The 17,065-nt window shown below is 44.7% G+C and carries 13 protein-coding genes; 11 read left to right on the top strand and 2 right to left on the bottom strand.

Annotation, left to right across the window (positions count from 1 at the left end; genetic code table 11):
- Window positions 1-84: 84 nt before the first annotated feature.
- From alaS to AC0YN7_RS21050, 10 genes are all read left to right on the top strand, one after another.
- Window positions 85-2,718, top strand: coding sequence for an alanine--tRNA ligase (gene alaS, locus AC0YN7_RS21005; protein ID WP_475811987.1), 2,634 nt, complete (start codon window positions 85-87; stop codon window positions 2,716-2,718).
- A gap of 51 nt (window positions 2,719-2,769) precedes the next feature.
- The gene (locus AC0YN7_RS21010; protein ID WP_475811988.1) at window positions 2,770-3,033 is read left to right on the top strand and encodes an IreB family regulatory phosphoprotein; all 264 of its coding nucleotides are present in this window, start codon (window positions 2,770-2,772) and stop codon (window positions 3,031-3,033) included.
- 25 nt (window positions 3,034-3,058) lie between these two features.
- The gene (gene ruvX, locus AC0YN7_RS21015) at window positions 3,059-3,475 is read left to right on the top strand and encodes a Holliday junction resolvase RuvX (RefSeq protein WP_475811989.1); all 417 of its coding nucleotides are present in this window, start codon (window positions 3,059-3,061) and stop codon (window positions 3,473-3,475) included.
- Window positions 3,476-3,483: 8 nt separating this feature from the next.
- Complete coding sequence (locus tag AC0YN7_RS21020; RefSeq protein WP_475811990.1) at window positions 3,484-3,780, top strand: DUF1292 domain-containing protein; 297 nt, start codon at window positions 3,484-3,486, stop codon at window positions 3,778-3,780.
- Window positions 3,780-4,091, top strand: a complete 312-nt coding sequence (locus AC0YN7_RS21025) for a DUF1292 domain-containing protein (RefSeq protein WP_475811991.1) — start codon at window positions 3,780-3,782, stop codon at window positions 4,089-4,091. The genes AC0YN7_RS21020 and AC0YN7_RS21025 overlap by 1 nt, the downstream gene beginning before the upstream one ends.
- 103 nt (window positions 4,092-4,194) lie before the next feature.
- Complete coding sequence (mltG, locus tag AC0YN7_RS21030; protein ID WP_475811992.1) at window positions 4,195-5,286, top strand: endolytic transglycosylase MltG; 1,092 nt, start codon at window positions 4,195-4,197, stop codon at window positions 5,284-5,286.
- Window positions 5,287-5,337: 51 nt separating this feature from the next.
- Window positions 5,338-6,270 (top strand): peptidase U32 family protein, encoded by a 933-nt coding sequence (locus tag AC0YN7_RS21035; RefSeq protein WP_475811993.1) that lies wholly within the window; start codon window positions 5,338-5,340, stop codon window positions 6,268-6,270.
- A 97-nt stretch (window positions 6,271-6,367) separates the two neighbouring features.
- The gene (locus tag AC0YN7_RS21040; RefSeq protein WP_475811994.1) at window positions 6,368-7,633 is read left to right on the top strand and encodes a peptidase U32 family protein; all 1,266 of its coding nucleotides are present in this window, start codon (window positions 6,368-6,370) and stop codon (window positions 7,631-7,633) included.
- Between the two features lie 194 nt (window positions 7,634-7,827).
- The gene (locus AC0YN7_RS21045) at window positions 7,828-10,026 is read left to right on the top strand and encodes a methyl-accepting chemotaxis protein (protein WP_475811995.1); all 2,199 of its coding nucleotides are present in this window, start codon (window positions 7,828-7,830) and stop codon (window positions 10,024-10,026) included.
- Window positions 10,027-10,239: 213 nt separating this feature from the next.
- Window positions 10,240-12,192 carry a peptidoglycan D,D-transpeptidase FtsI family protein gene (locus AC0YN7_RS21050; RefSeq protein ID WP_475811996.1) on the top strand — a complete coding sequence of 651 codons (1,953 nt, stop codon included), beginning with the start codon at window positions 10,240-10,242 and terminating at the stop codon, window positions 12,190-12,192.
- A 33-nt stretch (window positions 12,193-12,225) separates the two neighbouring features.
- Here AC0YN7_RS21050 and ytvI read toward each other — a convergent pair whose 3' ends face one another.
- Window positions 12,226-13,374 (bottom strand): sporulation integral membrane protein YtvI, encoded by a 1,149-nt coding sequence (ytvI, locus tag AC0YN7_RS21055; RefSeq protein WP_475811997.1) that lies wholly within the window; start codon window positions 13,372-13,374, stop codon window positions 12,226-12,228.
- 194 nt (window positions 13,375-13,568) lie between these two features.
- Here ytvI and AC0YN7_RS21060 point away from each other — a divergent pair, with 194 nt between their 5' ends.
- On the top strand, window positions 13,569-14,972 hold the full coding sequence (locus AC0YN7_RS21060; RefSeq protein WP_475811998.1) for a polysaccharide deacetylase family protein: 1,404 nt from the start codon (window positions 13,569-13,571) through the stop codon (window positions 14,970-14,972).
- 105 nt (window positions 14,973-15,077) lie between these two features.
- Here AC0YN7_RS21060 and ilvD read toward each other — a convergent pair whose 3' ends face one another.
- On the bottom strand, window positions 15,078-16,763 hold the full coding sequence (gene ilvD / locus AC0YN7_RS21065; protein WP_475811999.1) for a dihydroxy-acid dehydratase: 1,686 nt from the start codon (window positions 16,761-16,763) through the stop codon (window positions 15,078-15,080).
- Window positions 16,764-17,065 lie beyond the last annotated feature (302 nt).

Genomic DNA, 17,065 nt, shown 5'->3' on the forward strand with positions numbered 1-17,065 from the left:
TGACAGGGGCGTTTTTTTGTTTTTTTAGGCTAAGGGATAATAGGAATAATGCTTACGAAGTAAAACTTTTGAGGAGGCAACAAAATGAAGGCTAGTGAAATTCGCGCGAAGTGGCTTGCTTTTTTTGAGAGCAAAGCACACAAAATTGAACCAAGTGCATCGCTTGTTCCGCATAATGATCCGTCATTGCTTTGGATTAACGCAGGGATGGCGCCCTTGAAAGCTTATTTTGATGGAAGAGTTGTACCGGAAAATCCCCGCATTACGAATTCGCAAAAATGTATTCGTACAAATGATATTGAGAATGTCGGCAAGACACGCCGTCATCATACTTTTTTTGAAATGCTTGGAAACTTCTCGATTGGTGATTACTTTAAAGATGAAGCTATTACTTGGGCTTGGGAGTTTCTTACTGAACCGCAATGGATCGGCTTCGACCCTAACCGTCTATCCGTTACAGTTTACCCTGAGGATGTTGAAGCATTTGATTTCTGGAATAAGAAGATCGGTTTGCCTACCGAACGCATATATAAGCTAGAGGAAAATTTCTGGGATATCGGTGAAGGTCCTTGTGGGCCTTGTACAGAAATTTTCTATGACCGCGGTGATAAGTACGGTGATTTGTCTGATCCAGAATGCTGGCCAGGTGGAGAAAATGAACGTTTCCTTGAAGTATGGAACGTCGTATTCTCGCAATTTAATCATAATAAAGATGGCAGCTATACGCCACTTCCAATCAAAAATATTGATACAGGAGCGGGACTAGAACGTTTTGCTTCGATTTTGCAGGATGTGGATTCAAATTTCGATACTGATCTATTCCGACCAATTATTGATCGTACATGCGCAATTGCAAAGGTCAGCTATAAAGTAAATGAGGATCATGACGTCGCGCTTAAAGTTATTGCTGATCATATTCGCACAGTAGCGTTTGCGGTTGGTGACGGTGTAATGCCATCCAATGAAGGCCGAGGATATATTATACGCCGACTTCTTCGCCGTGCAGTTCGCTACGGGAAGACAATCGGAATTGATCGTCCTTTCTTGCATGAGCTGACCGGCGTTGTCGGTGAGGTTATGGGTGTTTACTATCCAGAGGTAGTGGAGAAGCGTGAATTTATTGAGCGTGTTATTCGGACAGAGGAAGAACGGTTCCATGAAACACTGTCTGATGGTTTGGCGATGTTGTCTGACCTCGTTGCAACTGCAGGTAAAGCGGGCAACAAAGAAATCAACGGCGACGATGCATTCCGTTTGTATGACACCTATGGTTTCCCTTTTGACCTGACGGAGGATTTTGCTGCAGAGAATGGAATGACCGTCGATCGTACTGGCTTTGACGCGGCAATGGAAGCGCAGCGTGAGCGTGCTCGGGCAGCGCGTCATGACACAGGAAGCATGAAGGTGCAAGGCGGACCACTAGGTGATTTTACGGTTAAAAGTGAATTTATTGGCTATAATGAATGGGTAACTGATTCTAAAATTATAGCTATCGTTCATGAAGATTCATTGGTTGATTTGGCTGGAGAAGGCAGCAAAGTAGCCGTCATTCTCGATCGTACACCTTTCTATGCGGAAAGCGGAGGACAGATTGGAGACCGCGGAACGATTACAGGTAAAGGATTTACTCTTCAGGTAGAGGATGTAACTAAGGCGCCGCACGGTCAAAGCGTTCATTATGCCGTTGTAACGGCGGGTACTGTTCGCATAGGAGAAATTGTAGAGGCTGCCGTCACAAAAGCCATTCGTGACGATATTATTAAAAATCATACGGCGACGCATTTGCTTCATAAAGCGCTCAAAGAGGTGCTTGGCGATCATGTAAATCAAGCTGGGTCCCTTGTTGAAGCGGAACGTTTGCGTTTTGACTTTTCACATTTTGGCAGCATTACCGCGGAGGAGCTTGTTACAATTGAGCGCCGTGTTAATGAACAAATTTGGCTGGGCACTGCAGTCACGATTGATAGCAAGTCGTTGAATGAAGCGAAAGCTATGGGCGCAATGGCATTGTTCGGAGAAAAGTATGGGGACGAGGTTCGCGTCGTACAAGTAGGCAGCTACAGCCTAGAGCTATGCGGAGGCTGTCATGTAGGCAATACCTCTCAAATAGGATTGTTCAAGCTGTTAAGCGAGAGCGGTATTGGATCTGGCGTACGAAGAATTGAAGCCGTAACAGGTAAGCATGCGTATAACTATTTAGAAGGTCAGCTTGATCTGTTGAAGCAATCAGCTTCTCTATTGAAATCGAATACTGCCGATGTGCCAAAACGTATCGACGCTTTGTTCGGACAAGTAAAGGACCTGTCGCGTGACAATGAATCACTTCAAGCGAAGCTGAGCAGAATAGAAGCCGGATCTCTTGATGCGAGTGCTAAAACGGTTAATGGCATTACCGTATTATGCGCTAAAGTTAATGCGCCTACGATGGACGCGCTTCGCGGCATCGTTGATGAATTAAAGCTGAAGCAAGGGTCAAGTGTTATCGTACTTGGCGCGATTCAGGACGATAAGGTGAACTTGGCGGCAGCAGTTTCCGCTGATCTAGTTAAGAAGGGCTTCCACGCAGGGAAAATCGTAAAAGAAGCGGCAGTTCACTGTGGCGGTAGCGGCGGCGGACGCCCGGATATGGCACAGGCTGGCGGAAAAGATGTAGCTAAACTAGACGAGGCTTTGAAACTTGTAGAAGAACTAGTTCTTAGCCAAACAAATGTGATATAATAAAGAATGTATATCTCATTGAAATGCGGTTTGGAAAGTGAGGTGCTGGCGATGAGTTCCATGGACAATACAATGAAGTTTAACGTGAAGGCGGAAGGGATGGAATCTTCTTCCGAAGACATTCTTCTAACCGTGTATGAGTCACTTCTTGAGAAAGAGTACAATCCGATTAACCAGATCGTTGGGTATTTGCTGTCCGGAGATCCCGCGTATATTCCGCGGCATAACAACGCCAGAAGTTTAATTCGAAAGAAGGAACGAGACGAACTTATTGAAGAGCTCGTTCGGTTTTATCTGAATCACAAGAAACAATAATAATTAGGCAGGAGCCGGCCAAGAGATGAGATTGATGGGATTGGATTACGGCGACCGCAACATTGGTGTCGCAGTCAGCGATGCGTTTCGCTGGACCGCACAAGGTAATTGTGTCATCGAGCGCAGACGAGACGGCGGCGAGCTTGACCGTATAGCCGACCTAGTGAAAGAACATGAGGTTAGTGAAATTGTTGTTGGACTGCCAAAAAATATGAATGGAACGATTGGTCCACGAGGCGAGATCAGTATTGCATTTGCAGAACAGATTCAGCAGAAACTGAACATACCTGTTCACCTTTGGGATGAAAGGCTGACAACGGTAGCTGCCGAACGAACGCTCATCGAAGCGGACGTCAGCCGGAAGAAGCGAAAGCTAGTTATAGACAAAATGGCGGCAACGCTCATTTTGCAAAATTATCTCGATTCTAAAACGAAAAGGTGAGGGTAAAGATGACAAAGAATGATCAAGAGTTTGAAGAGCCGGAAATTATTTATATCCCGGATGAGGACGGAAACGAAGAAGAATTCGAAGTTATCATGAAGTTTGAGGTTGATGATTCTGATCAGAAATACATGATGGTCGTTCCGCTCTCTGGAGAAAATGAAGAAGAAGATGAAGTATATGCTTTCCGCTATGAAGAAGAAGGCGATGATTTGAAGCTGTATACGATTGAAGACGAGGAAGAATGGAACATGGTCGAGGAAACGTTTAATACGTTACTCGGTGAATTGGAGGAAGAGAGCTAATGTCTGGCACAGAGAAATACGTGCCAAAAACGTTAAGCAGCTTGAAAAACGCGTTTGGCAATGATATAGAATTAATTGATGAAAATGGCGAAGCGGAGCTTTTCTACATTAAAGCGGAATTCCAACTTGGCGACAACGTTTATGCTGCCCTGCAGTCAGATGCAATGCGAAGTGAGGATGAGGTTGAGCTTTTCCGAGTCATTGAGTCGGATGGCGAGCCACAGCTCGAAACCATTGAAGAGGATGAAGAATGGGAAGCTGCTTCAGAAGCATATGATGATCTATTATTTGCAGATGATGAGCGGCCTTAATCGGGCGCAAGCGGATATGCAATAGACAAAAGGGCGGCTTATAGCCGCTCTTTTGTTCGATAACAGACATCAAAACAATAAATATATAGGGGGTCCTACTAGGTTGGGTAAAGATCATGAATCGCTTTCAGGTCCAAAACGCAGTCGCATTACGATGTGGGTTATTTTAAGCCTGCTCGGCATTATGATTATAGGCGCGGGAAGTGTAGCGCTATACGTATGGAGTAATTTACAGCCGACAGCAAAGGGCGATACATTGAAAATCGAGGTCTCCAAAGGGATGTCCGCCAATGATGTTGCAGATACGCTCCATGAGCAGGGCATTATTAAGAACTCATTTATATTCAAATATTATTTGAAGCTCAAAGATGAAGGCTCTCGTTTTCAAGCAGGAATATATGAGCTTAATCCTGGGATGGACAAAGAGGCGATAATTGCTAAGCTTAACTCGGGTGAAACAGTAGCTGCCGAGACCATTCGATTCACTATACCGGAAGGTTTTACAGTTCTCCAAATCGCGGACAAGCTTGCTGAGCAAAAGCTGATTGACAAGGAGAAATTTATTGGACTTATTGCGACACAAACGGCATGGGGTGATGCTGAGGCAGTTAGATCCATTCCAAAGAGAGACGATCTTCATCAACGCTTGGAAGGGTACTTGTTCCCTGAAACGTATGAGATGAAAATCGGCAGTACCGAAGAGGACATTATTATACGAATGGCCTCGGAATTGGATCGCAAGCTAGCTGAGCTCCCAGAGGATTGGCAGGACGTTCTTGTGGAGAAGAAGCTTTCACTTCATGAATTGCTTACGATTGCCTCGCTGGTTGAGCGTGAGGTTGTCGTTGATACAGAGCGGGCATTAGTAGCAGGTGTTATTTATAACCGCATCGAGGATGGGATGCCGCTGCAAATAGACGCTACCGTACAGTACTCATTAGATAAGCCAAAGGAAAGATTGTTTGAGAAGGATTTACAGGTAGAGGGTCCTTATAATACGTATAAAGTGAAAGGCTTGCCGCCTGGGCCGATTGCTAGCCCGAGCTTGGCCTCAATTGAAGCTGCCTTGTACCCAGAGGAATCAGACTATTTATTTTATGTAACCAAAAAAGACGGAAGCCAAACGCATTTGTTCGCGAAGACGTATAAGGAGCATTTGAAAAACATAGAGAAAAGCAATAAAACAGCTGGTTAAGCTGATGCTTACGAAGTAAGTTGCTGCGCAACTTTTAAGGAGGGTAACACAATGGCGTATAAGCCGGAATTGCTGGCTACCGCCGCATCTATAGAGGAGCTTAAACGACTTATAGCTGCAGGAGCTGATGCGTTTGTTATCGGTGAAGCACGATATGGCATGCGATTGGCGGGTGAGTTCACCACCGATATGATTGCAGAAGCGGTGAAAGTCGCGAAGCCCCACGGCGTTCGAATTTATGCGGCACTTAACAATTTGATGGACAATGAAACAGCTGATTCGCTGCCTGCTTATATTTCAACGATTGCTGGAGCTGGTGTAGATGCTATTATTTTTGGTGATCCTGCTGTTCTAATGGCTGCAAGAGCACATGCGCCGGGAATGCCTCTGCACTGGAATGCGGAGATGACGTCTACGAATTATGTGACGGCGGAGTACTGGGGACGAAGAGGGGCTACTCGTTTTGTATTAGCACGTGAGCTTAATATGGAGCAGGTTATTGAAACGAAGGCAAATACCCACTTAGAAGTACAGGTTCAGGTCCATGGTATGACTAATATTTATCATTCGAAAAGGTCTCTTGTTGGAAGCTACATGGAGCATCAATCGGAGATGGATCGTTTGCCTGAGAAGGATAAAGACCGAGGCTTGTATGTCATGGAAGCGGAACGGCAGGATGAGCGATTCCCTATATACGAGGACATAAACGGCACTCATATTATGAGCTCTGATGATCTTTGCATGATCGAAAACCTACATGAGCTGTTGGAGATTGGCGTAGACAGCTTGAAGATAGAAGGCATCATGAAATCGATAGATTACAATGAGATCGTAGTGCGGGCCTATCGTCAAGTGATTGATGCGTACTTGACGGACCCTGAGGGCTATTCTTTTCAAGAGGAATGGTTGGAACCTATTCAAAGGATTCAGAATACTAATCGCGAGCTTAGCTTTGGATTCTTTTTTAAAGAACAAGTGTACTAACCATATTTATTATTTAAGAGACGGCGTTTAATGCAAACATGCTAAATCGTATGAAATGAGTTTTGCGTCGCAAAGCTTTTAAAAGGTGGAATAGAATATGAGTGCAACTACGAAGACGACACCGCGATTTCAAGGAAAACGTCATCGGCTTGATAAACCGGAGCTGCTGGCACCTGCCGGCAATTTGGAAAAATTAAAATTTGCGATTCATTACGGCGCGGATGCGGTTTACATCGGCGGTCAAAAGTATGGCTTGCGATCGAATGCGGACAATTTTAGCTTTGAGGAAATGAAGGAAGGCGTCGAATTCGCTAATCAATATGGAGCAAAGGTATTCGTCGCTACTAACATTTACGCTCATAACGAGGATATTGATGGTCTTGAGGATTATTTGCGCAGTCTAGAAAACGCGGGAATATCTGCTATTATAGCAGCGGATCCAACTATAATTGAGACGGCACAGCGGGTTGCTCCAAAGCTGGAGGTTCATTTGAGCACACAGCAATCGACGCTTAACTGGCAAGCGGTACAGTTCTGGAAGGAAGAGGGCTTGCCGCGTGTAGTTCTTGCTCGAGAAACAAGCTTCGAGGATATAGCTGAAATTAAAAGACATGTCGATATCGAAATCGAAGCTTTTATACACGGTGCTATGTGCTCCTCCTTCTCCGGACGCTGCGTATTATCGAATCATTTTACGGATCGAGACTCCAATCGCGGAGGCTGCTCGCAATCGTGCCGTTGGAAATACGATTTGTTTGTTGACGATAATCCGCTGTATCCGGAGGATGAGGATAAGTTCACAATGGGCTCTAAGGATTTATGCATGATTGAGTATTTGCCTGAATTGATAGAGGTTGGTGTAGACAGCTTCAAAATTGAAGGCAGGATGAAAAGTATCCATTACGTAGCTACGGTAGTTAATGTTTATCGGCAAGCGATAGACGCTTATTTTGCGGATCCTGAACAATTCGTACTGAAGCCGGAATGGATACATGAGATCAATAAAGCAGCAAATCGGCCTCTTAATACAGGTTTTTTCTTGGATACACCTGGGGTGGAGGATCATATTTACGAGCCGGAAGAAAAATCCGCTCCTTATGATTTTGCCGGTGTTGTTCTCTCCTATGATGAAAAAAGCGGTTTTGCTATCATTCAGCAACGGAACCATTTTAAAGTGGGTCAAGAGGTTGAGTTTGTCGGTCCTCAAGGCACATTTTTTAAACAGACCGTTACAGAGCTAACAGATTCAGAGGGTCAGGCGCTTGAAGCTGCTCGTCACCCGCTGCAGCATATCCGTATTAGAACGCTTAAAGCAGTTAAGCCTATGGACATGATGCGAAAGAAAATCCAGAATAAGCAATAAAAAAGTCAATCGCTCTAAAGCCTTATTTCTTATATGAAATAAGGCTCTTTTTTTATTCTTTTTATATTACATATTGATATGATAATGCCGATATAAAAATAGACTGTAGATGCACACAGCTATTTTTAGAATAATTTTCTAGATGCTTAAAAATACATACAAAAATATAATTTTCAGAGGCGGTGTCTTTTCTGATGAAAAACCCAGAGGATCAAAAGAAAAAGAGTAAAAAGCAGAAAGGTAAAGGAAGCGATAGCCAGACTGACATTACATCGAAAGCGCAGTCTAGTAAAAAGGCGGTGTCGCAAATAGTTAAGATGGCATCATCCTCTTTCAAGGATATGAAATTATCTAATCCGGTTAAGTCGGTAGGTATGAAGTTGTTCTTAATCATTTTTTGCAGCATTATCGCATGTGTATTATCAGTAGGGCTATTAGCATATGCGCAAGCAAAATCGATTGTGGAGAAGAAGGTTTCAGAGGCTAGCTATCAAACAGTTAATCAAGTAGCAAGCAATATGGATATTATTTATAAAACATATGAAGATTTATCTCTACAACTCATAATAGATAAAGATTTTCATGAAGTTGTGAGAGGACTAGTTAATAGTAAGGAAGACTATGCGAAATTTGAATCCAATCGAAAGCTATCTGAAAAACTGGATTCTTATATGATGAGCAATAATACGATCAGTGGAATTATTTTAATGCCACTTGACAAGAAATTAAGTATAGTAACTTCGGGTTCAACCTCGGCATCCAAAGCTCAAACGCTGATCGATTCTGATTGGTATAAGAAGACTGTTGAGCAAAATGGAAAAACGTACTGGATTCCACCGCAGCCTGATGGTCTAACTAGTCAAGCCGGTGAACCCGTGATCGGTCTAAGTCGAGTCATTAGAGACAGTAGTTCTAACAATGCAACTTACGTTATGTTAATGGAAATTCCCGTCAACACTTTATCCAAGCGTTATAGCGATGTTGTACTGGGTGAAGGTAGTCAAATGTTCATGGTGGATGCAGAAGGCAATTATATAACGAACGACAATCCAGAGCTAGTCGGAAAGAAGAGTCAAATTATTCTCCCTACTGAAGGAGAGGAAGCGTTAGAAGGTTCATTGAAAACGAAAGCTGAAAGCGGCGAATCAGTTCTGGCTGCTTATAAAGAGTTTGACTCGATGGATTGGAGACTTGTCGGTACAATACCGGTAAATGAGCTAGTTAGAGATGCTAAGTCAATTCAAACTATGACTTGGATTACCGTATTGATTGCAGCTGTCTTAGCGATTGCTATTGGTATGGTAGTTATAATAGATATTTCAAGACCACTTGTAAAAATTAAAAACTTGATGAATGAAGGAGCGAGAGGCAATCTGACCGTTCGTTCCAATATGAATAAGCGTCAGGATGAGATTGGTCAGCTTGGTGCGAGCTTCAATCAGATGATGATACAAATTACAGCACTGGCAGAGCAAACGACCCGTTCAGCTGCCGATGTTCTTATTACAGCAACAGACCTTAGTGACGCTTCGAAGAAAACAGCGATTTCGGCCAAGGAAATTGCGGTAGCGACAGAAGAGATCGCGAGCGGAGCAACAAGCCTAGCTGTTGAAGCGGAGAGAGGTACTGATTTAACCGGCAATATTAATGATCAAATGAAAAAAGTGATCGTTGCCAATCAGGAAATGGTTCGCTCGGCAACAGATGTGGAGAAAGCAAGTGAACAAGGTACAACATATATGGGTGTGCTCATTCAAAAAACGGGCATGACAGAAGAAATGACGCGCTCAATGGTAGAGAAGGTAGACGCACTGAAGGAAAGCACGAGCTCAATTGTTAAAATATTGGATGTGCTAAACAATATAACGAAGCAAACGAATATTTTATCGCTGAATGCGACAATTGAGGCTGCTCGCGCAGGTGCTGCGGGTAAAGGATTTATGGTTGTAGCTGATGAAATTCGTAAGCTTGCTGATCAATCTCGTCAATCAATAGATGTAGTTGGACAAATAACGGAGAAAATCCAATTTGAAATCGATGAGACGGTTCATGTACTATCCGATGCATATCCGCTATTCCAAGAGCAAATTGAATCGGTTAAAGAAGCGAATCAGATTTTCTTGACAGTCCAAGGTCAAATGAGTCAATTTGTTGAAAATCTTGACCTTGTAACAAATTCAATCAGCCATCTTGATGAATCACAAAACGTATTAGCAGAAGCAATGACAAATGTGAGTGCGGTTGCTGAGGAATCGTCCGCTACCTCTGAGGAAGTAGCATCACTAAGCACTGAACAGCTTAATATTAGTGACAACATGGTACAGCTGTCTGAGAAGCTGGATTCCGTTTCACGAGAATTGAAGGATTCGTTGTCACAGTTCAAAATTCAATAGCGGCGATTAAAGCCGAATATAATTAATACGGGAAGAGAGCTGTTCAAGCGGAAATCGCTGAACAGCTCTCTTCCTTATGCCTATAACATCAAAATGGACTTTGGATGTTTGAAAAATAGCCGTGAAAGGGAATAATAGTCGTATGAATGATCAGCTTTTTAAAAGGTCGCGATTGATGCTTAAAGAAGGGAACATCGATGATGGGACAACTGCATGCTTAGACGTATTTGGATAATCGGATTGCTAATTACTTCATTTATAATTGTGTATTTGGTTCGGTTGGCTTGGCTGCAGTTAATCCCAGGAAGTGCTCCAGCTACCAGCTATTTGAATAGCTCCAAACAGGCTGACTGGCAAAGGCTTTCTGTAGCGCAGCGTCAGCGACAGTTATTACTGGATACAGGTCGCGGTGATTTCTATGATCGTTATGGCACCCCGATTACGGGGGAGAGTTATTCAGCTGTTGCTTTCTTTCCTGTTAGGGCGGATGTGCGCGGGTCCAGTGAAGCTCTGAAGGAGCTGTCAGAGCTGCTAGGAATAACGATAGAACAATTAATTCAGAAATGGGATAAGGTGCGTGAGCCTCTATTCTGGAAGCTTGACGGGCAGAAGCAGCCGATGCGTCTAACAGATGAACAGGCAGTACAAATTACGAAGCTGCCTGTGAATGGTATACGAGTTCTGCCCTACCGCAACCGATATTTGCAGCAGTTTGATGCGAAGCATCTGATAGGTTTTACAAGTCAGCATCCGGAATGGCTTGAGGCAGTACATGCGAAGGAATTAAGGAGCGGCAAGCGAAAGCTCACAGAGCAGGTTGGTGGAGCTGGTCTAGAGAAATCGCTTGATAAACTGCTTCGGGGCGTAGGAGGAACATCTGTTTCTTATTTCATAGACGGTCGAGATGCGCCGCTGCAAGGGTTGGATGTTCGCATCACGCAGCCGAGCAATCGGTATTATCCGCTCCGAGTGATGACGACTGTTGATCTGAAGCTTCAAAATGAAATTGAAGCGTACGCGGATGCGCAAGGTCTTCAACAGGGTGCTATTGTGGTGCTTGACGCAAACAATGCCGATATCGTGGCTATGGTATCTCGTCCTAAGCTGGCGCCTGGTCAGTTCAAATCATCTGATGGGTCAGAGTGGGTTAACCATGCTCTAAAGGCAGAGGCCCCGGGATCTGTGTTCAAGCTGGTAACGGAAGCCGCTGCCTTAGAGTCAGGGGTAGTCGGCAAACATGAGAAGTTTTTCTGCAACGGAGAGTATGGGAAATATGGCTTATCCTGTTGGAAGGAAGGCGGGCATGGCGTTATAACGCTTCAGGAAGGACTGGCGCAGTCCTGCAATATTGTGTTCGCGACAATAGCGGAACGACTTAAGGCGGACCAATTGCAGCGTACAGCGGACATTTTAGGCATTGGACACAAGGCTGGCTGGCATCGCGACCATTCATTTGGACCGTTTGATGTACCTTTGCGGTTGTTGGAGGAAGAGGAGTCAGGGCGAGTATTCGCGGGAGTAGGGGAAGAGCAAGGCGGCTTGGCGAAGCGAGGGGCTCGCACGATTGAGTCGGAGCAAGGGAGCAGTATGAAGCATGGCAAGCACAGGAAGGGCGGGGCGGCAGCAGGTGACGCGGAGCGAGCAGCCGCGCTTTCGGCTGTAGACGGCGGCGTACTCGCGCAAAGCGGGATTGGGCAGCGTGATGTGAGGATGTCGCCGCTTCAAGCGGCAAATCTGATTGTAACGCTGCTGAATGAGGGGCGCGTGATGGAGCCGCGCCTAGTAAGCGAGATCCGCTATGCCAACGGCCAGCGGATGGTGAAGCTGCCCGCGCAGCGCGCGCAGGAGGGCGGCGGCCGGATCAAGCCGGCCACTGCCTATGCGCTGCTGCGCGGCATGCAGGCGGTCGTCGACCATGGAACCGGTCGATCGATCCGCCACGGGCAATGGGCGGTGGCCGGCAAATCCGGCACCGCCCAAACGACGCAGGCCGGAATCGCCCGCAACCACCAGTGGTTTGCCGGCTACGGCCCGGTCAAGTCGCCGCGCTATGCTATCGCTGTGCTTGCAGAGAATAGGTCGCCTGGAAGCACTCATCAGGCGACTAAGCTTTTCCGCGGCGTTATGGATATCGCCGCCGCTAACAGCAAAGAAGGCCCACATTAATCTGTGGGCCTTCTTTATTCGCCTGCTCATTGTTTACTTCACTTCTTCGGGCTCTGAAAGATTCTGATCGTTAGGTATATTGCTTACTTCATCGTCAAACTCACCCTGCGGTGTACGGATCCAACGGTGGAAATAACCTTGCTCGTAAAGCGACTTGAGTAATATCATAAGAATCGGCGAAAGGATTACTCCTGAAATGCCAAACAGCTTCAATGAAATAATCATAAAGGCGAGCATGGTAAACGCGGATACACCTAAGGAGTCACCTGTTATTTTCGGTTCAAGTATTTGACGTGTAAGCACGACGACGAGAAAGAGTGCAGACAGCCATATCGCGAGTGATATTTTACCGACAATAATCAAATAAACTATCCAAGGTATAAATACAGTGCCTACACCGAGCAGCGGCAAAATATCGAAAATAGCGGCCACGACTGAAATAACAAACGCATTCTTTACACCGAGCAGAATTAAAGCGATAAGAATAACGATAAACGTAATGCTGATCATTTTGGCCTGTGCTTTTATGTAGAGGGCAATACCTTTAAAGACGTTGTTACGTAAAAAGAAAAAAGCTTGTTTAAATGTATTTGGTGTTTTATCGTCTGCTGTTTTTTTCCAAGTAGTAATTTCAATGCTTAAGAAATAAGCTAAAATAATACCAATTATAAAATTAAAAACAAAATTAGAGACGGAAGAAACGTAGCCGACTATATTTAGCAATATGGCCTGTGCAAATTTTTGCAAAGTAGCAGTTGCGCCTGCGATTAAATCCGTTGCTCTATTGACCAAATCAAGTTTAGGATTAAACGTAGGAAATCTTTCCTGCACTTCTTCCGTTATCGTTGCGATTTGCTCCTTAAGCATTTCCTGGTATTTTGGCAGATCGGTGACAAGCTCGGTACCCTGCTTAGTCAGAAGATAAGCAATTCCTGAGAAGGCGCTTAGTATAACCAGCGTAAATACCAGCACAGAGATGCCGGACGCGATTGATTTTTTCATACCGATCTTATTAAGTCGTTTTGCAAGAGGCTCAATACATAAAAAGATGAGAAAAGAAAAGAATATTGGGGTTGCGATTTTGTACAGATAGCTGAAAGCATACATGATCAAGTATACGGTAAGGGCAATGAGAGCAATGTCAAAAGCGGTACGCCAATACTTTTTGTAAAATGGCAGCATAGTCAATCTCCTTTAATTTCTAATATCATAGTTCGAGCAGCTTATTTCCATTATCTTATTTCCATAAAGATTGTACTATAGTTTTTTAAAAAATGCCTATTTATTAACGCAATATGCTACAATTAAAGCTATTGTTGTTGTTTTGTACCGCTATTCATTCGTCGACTAAATCATATAACGGTGGGGAAAACAAAATGGAAAATTTGATGCTGTGGGGACTTTATGTAGCAACTTTTTATGCTTTTCTCCCCGGCCTAATTAGCCGTACCTTCGGCTTTCGTGTTTTCAAAAAAGGCCGAGTAGAGAAAGAAATTTCCCTTACGTTCGATGATGGACCTGATCCGCATTACACACCGCTGTTGCTCGATTTGCTTGCTCGCTACGATGCGAAGGCGACATTTTTTGTTGTCGGTTCACATGCTGAGGGGTATCCGGAAATATTGCAGCGGATGAAGGCTGAGGGACATATTATCGGTATTCATAATTACGTTCACAAATCGAATTGGATAATGCGTCCTCGAGCGGTTAAGCGCCAAGTCGAGCGTACTGCCGATATCATTGAAAATGCAACGGGGACACGTTCGACGTATTACCGGCCGCCATGGGGAATAGTAAATGTATTCGATTATGCTAATCTGGGTTATCTTCACATTATTTTATGGTCTGCAATGTTCGGCGATTGGCGAATCAGACTTGGGGCAGATCGGCTGAAGAAACGGATGATGAAGAAGCTCCGGCCAGGTGAGGTTTTGCTGTTGCATGATTGCGGCATGACGTTCGGGGCCGACAAGCATGCTCCGAAAAATATGCTGATCGCGCTTGAAGCCTATTTAGAAGAAGGAACAAAACGAGGATTCCGCTTTGTCGGAATTGAAGAAATGATGAAATTGGCAGATCGCATGGCTGTTGCTCATACACCGATTTGGAAGAAATCGATTATTTCACTTTGGCTGCTATGGGAGAAAGCATTTCACATCGCTTTCCGGTTGAAACGAGTTGGAGATGCGGAGGTTCCAGCGTTTCATTACCGAGTTACTACGTATAACGGAGAAGCGGTGGATTTAGCGGAAGGCGGTCATATCAAAAAAGGAGATCGTGTCGCGGAGCTTCATTTTGATAATAAAAAGCTTTCCTCCATCGCTGCGACTTCTAGATCGCCTGTCGCAACCGGAATACGAATGCTTCGAGAGGTGGAGCAGGCGCTTCCGCTGCTCGCTAACCAGCTTGCACAAGATAATGACGCGAATGATATCAAAGCGGTTTATGGCGTAACGATGATCCATCGGGGTGCTGATCGTCTAGGCTTCGAAATTTTTCAGCTGCCTGAGGGGTGGTTTGCACGTTCTACACGGATTTACTTGCGCGTCCTCATCAAAGTACTTACTAAAACAGAAAAAGCAACAAAAAACAAGCAGCGTAGAGAAACGATTTCTCCAAGAATGCTGCTTATGCCAGTCGCGACCATTAGAGGTTATGCTACGGTGCAATTAAACAAAATGCATGAAGAAGCTGAACGCTTAAGCGATGTGGTTGAACGTTCCATAGGTGCTGCTGCCGACGAAGCTGCACAATTAGGTACAAAAACAACAGCGATTTGATTGAGTAATCTCATCGAATATACACATGAAAAAAAGGAGTGCCACTGTTTCCAGTGGACACTCCTTTTATTTATGGCGTTAGCCGTTTACGCTTGTTTGTTTCAATTACATTTTCATAACGCCGCCTGTGCTGGCGGATGTTACAAGGTGAGCATAACGGGCAAGGTAGCCGCGTTTGATTTTCAGTTCGAAGCCTTTCCATTCGGAGCGGCGTTTCGCGAACTCTTCATCGCTAATTAGAAGATCCATTGTACGGTTGTTCATATCGATCTCGATGATATCGCCATCTTGAACAAAAGCAATTGGACCGCCCTCAGCAGCTTCAGGGGAAGCGTGGCCGATACTTATTCCGCGAGATGCACCGGAGAAACGTCCGTCCGTTACGAGTGCAACTTTAGCGCCAAGTCCCATACCAACAATTTGTGATGTAGGAGCAAGCATTTCCGGCATACCAGGGCCGCCGCGAGGTCCTTCATAGCGAATAACGACTACATGTCCTTCTTTGACTTTGCCATTTGCGATACCATGCAGAGCTTCGTCCTGTGAATCAAAGCAAATAGCAGGACCTTTATGATAGCCGCCAACCGATTTGTCTACTGCGCCTGTTTTGATAATTGCGCCGTTAGGAGCAAGGTTACCGAACAGAACAGCCAAACCGCCGCGTGCGGTGTGTGGATTATCAATGGTGTGAATAACGTCTGTATCTTGAATTTCACAGCCCACTACATTTTCACGCAATGTTTTGCCAGTAACCGTCAAGCAGTCGCCATGTAATGCGCCATCCTTCTTGAACAGCTCGTTAAGAACCGCGCTGACACCGCCTGCAATGTGAACATCCTCAATGTGGTAGTCAGATGCAGGTGCGATCTTCGCAAGATGTGGTACGCGTTCAGCGATTTCGTTGATACGTTCAATCGGATAATCAATACCAGCTTCATGTGCGATTGCAAGCGTATGAAGTACAGTATTTGTGGAGCCACCCATTGCCATATCAAGCGCAAAAGCGTTGTCGATTGTATCTTTTGTAACGATATCACGCGGTTTAATGCCTAATTCAATAATTTTCATAAGCTGACGAGCAGCTTCTTTAACAAATTCTTTACGTTCTGGAGCAACAGCTAGAATTGTGCCGTTACCTGGAAGCGCAAGTCCAAGTCCTTCAGCCAGACAGTTCATTGAATTAGCTGTGAACATACCAGAGCAGGAACCGCAGGTCGGGCAGCCGAATTGCTCAAGCTCCATCAATTGTTCATCGTTAATTTGACCGGCTTGGTGAGCGCCTACACCTTCGAATACGCTGGAAAGTGAGATTGAACGTCCGTCTGATGTTTTACCTGCTTTCATAGGTCCGCCGCTGACAAGCATCGTTGGAATATTAACGCGAAGCGCGCCCATAATCATACCTGGTGTTATTTTATCGCAGTTCGGAATACAAACCATACCATCGAACCAATGCGCATTTACAACCGTCTCAATGGAATCGGCGATGATTTCACGACTCGCAAGTGAATAACGCATGCCGATGTGGCCCATAGCAATTCCATCATCGACTCCGATTGTATTGAATTCAAAAGGGACGCCGCCTGCTTCACGAATAGCGTCTTTAACAATTTTACCAAATTCCTGCAAATGAATATGACCTGGAATGATATCAATATACGAGTTGCAGACCGCGATAAACGGCTTGCCGAAATCTTCTTCTTTTACGCCTGCTGCGCGCAGTAAGCTGCGATGCGGTGCGCGGTCGAATCCCTTTTTGATCATGTCTGAGCGCATTCTTTTAGTAGCCATGATAGAGCCTCCTGAGAGTTAATTGATGGTTGCGGAAGAAGTGGAATGATAACTTCCGAGTTCATTCATTTTGTATGCTGAAGCAAAAGCTGCTTCGATTAAATGATTGGATAAAATAATTAATAACTTCAATTTTATCACATTGGACAGGCGTTGGCTACAATTTGAAACGGCTATCATTTCACCTTCACAAGTTATTCGGTTTATGGAACGACGTAAATAGTCAAAATGTGTTAAGCTTGTGTAAGGGTATGCATAATTGACGGAATATCGCCAATTCCCTATAATCTTGTAGCAACCAG

The sequence above is a fragment of the Paenibacillus sp. J31R122 genome (assembly GCF_056269185.1).

What these genes read in the sequence shown, in the direction of transcription:
- alaS (WP_475811987.1), top strand. Translation starts at nt 85, where the DNA reads ATGAAGGCTAGTGAAATTCGCGCGAAGTGGCTTGCTTTTTTTGAGAGC.
- AC0YN7_RS21010 (WP_475811988.1), top strand. Translation starts at nt 2,770, where the DNA reads ATGAGTTCCATGGACAATACAATGAAGTTTAACGTGAAGGCGGAAGGG.
- ruvX (WP_475811989.1), top strand. Translation starts at nt 3,059, where the DNA reads ATGAGATTGATGGGATTGGATTACGGCGACCGCAACATTGGTGTCGCA.
- AC0YN7_RS21020 (WP_475811990.1), top strand. Translation starts at nt 3,484, where the DNA reads ATGACAAAGAATGATCAAGAGTTTGAAGAGCCGGAAATTATTTATATC.
- AC0YN7_RS21025 (WP_475811991.1), top strand. Translation starts at nt 3,780, where the DNA reads ATGTCTGGCACAGAGAAATACGTGCCAAAAACGTTAAGCAGCTTGAAA.
- AC0YN7_RS21035 (WP_475811993.1), top strand. Translation starts at nt 5,338, where the DNA reads ATGGCGTATAAGCCGGAATTGCTGGCTACCGCCGCATCTATAGAGGAG.
- AC0YN7_RS21040 (WP_475811994.1), top strand. Translation starts at nt 6,368, where the DNA reads ATGAGTGCAACTACGAAGACGACACCGCGATTTCAAGGAAAACGTCAT.
- AC0YN7_RS21045 (WP_475811995.1), top strand. Translation starts at nt 7,828, where the DNA reads ATGAAAAACCCAGAGGATCAAAAGAAAAAGAGTAAAAAGCAGAAAGGT.
- AC0YN7_RS21050 (WP_475811996.1), top strand. Translation starts at nt 10,240, where the DNA reads ATGCTTAGACGTATTTGGATAATCGGATTGCTAATTACTTCATTTATA.
- ytvI (WP_475811997.1), bottom strand. Translation starts at nt 13,374, where the DNA reads ATGCTGCCATTTTACAAAAAGTATTGGCGTACCGCTTTTGACATTGCT.
- AC0YN7_RS21060 (WP_475811998.1), top strand. Translation starts at nt 13,569, where the DNA reads ATGGAAAATTTGATGCTGTGGGGACTTTATGTAGCAACTTTTTATGCT.
- ilvD (WP_475811999.1), bottom strand. Translation starts at nt 16,763, where the DNA reads ATGGCTACTAAAAGAATGCGCTCAGACATGATCAAAAAGGGATTCGAC.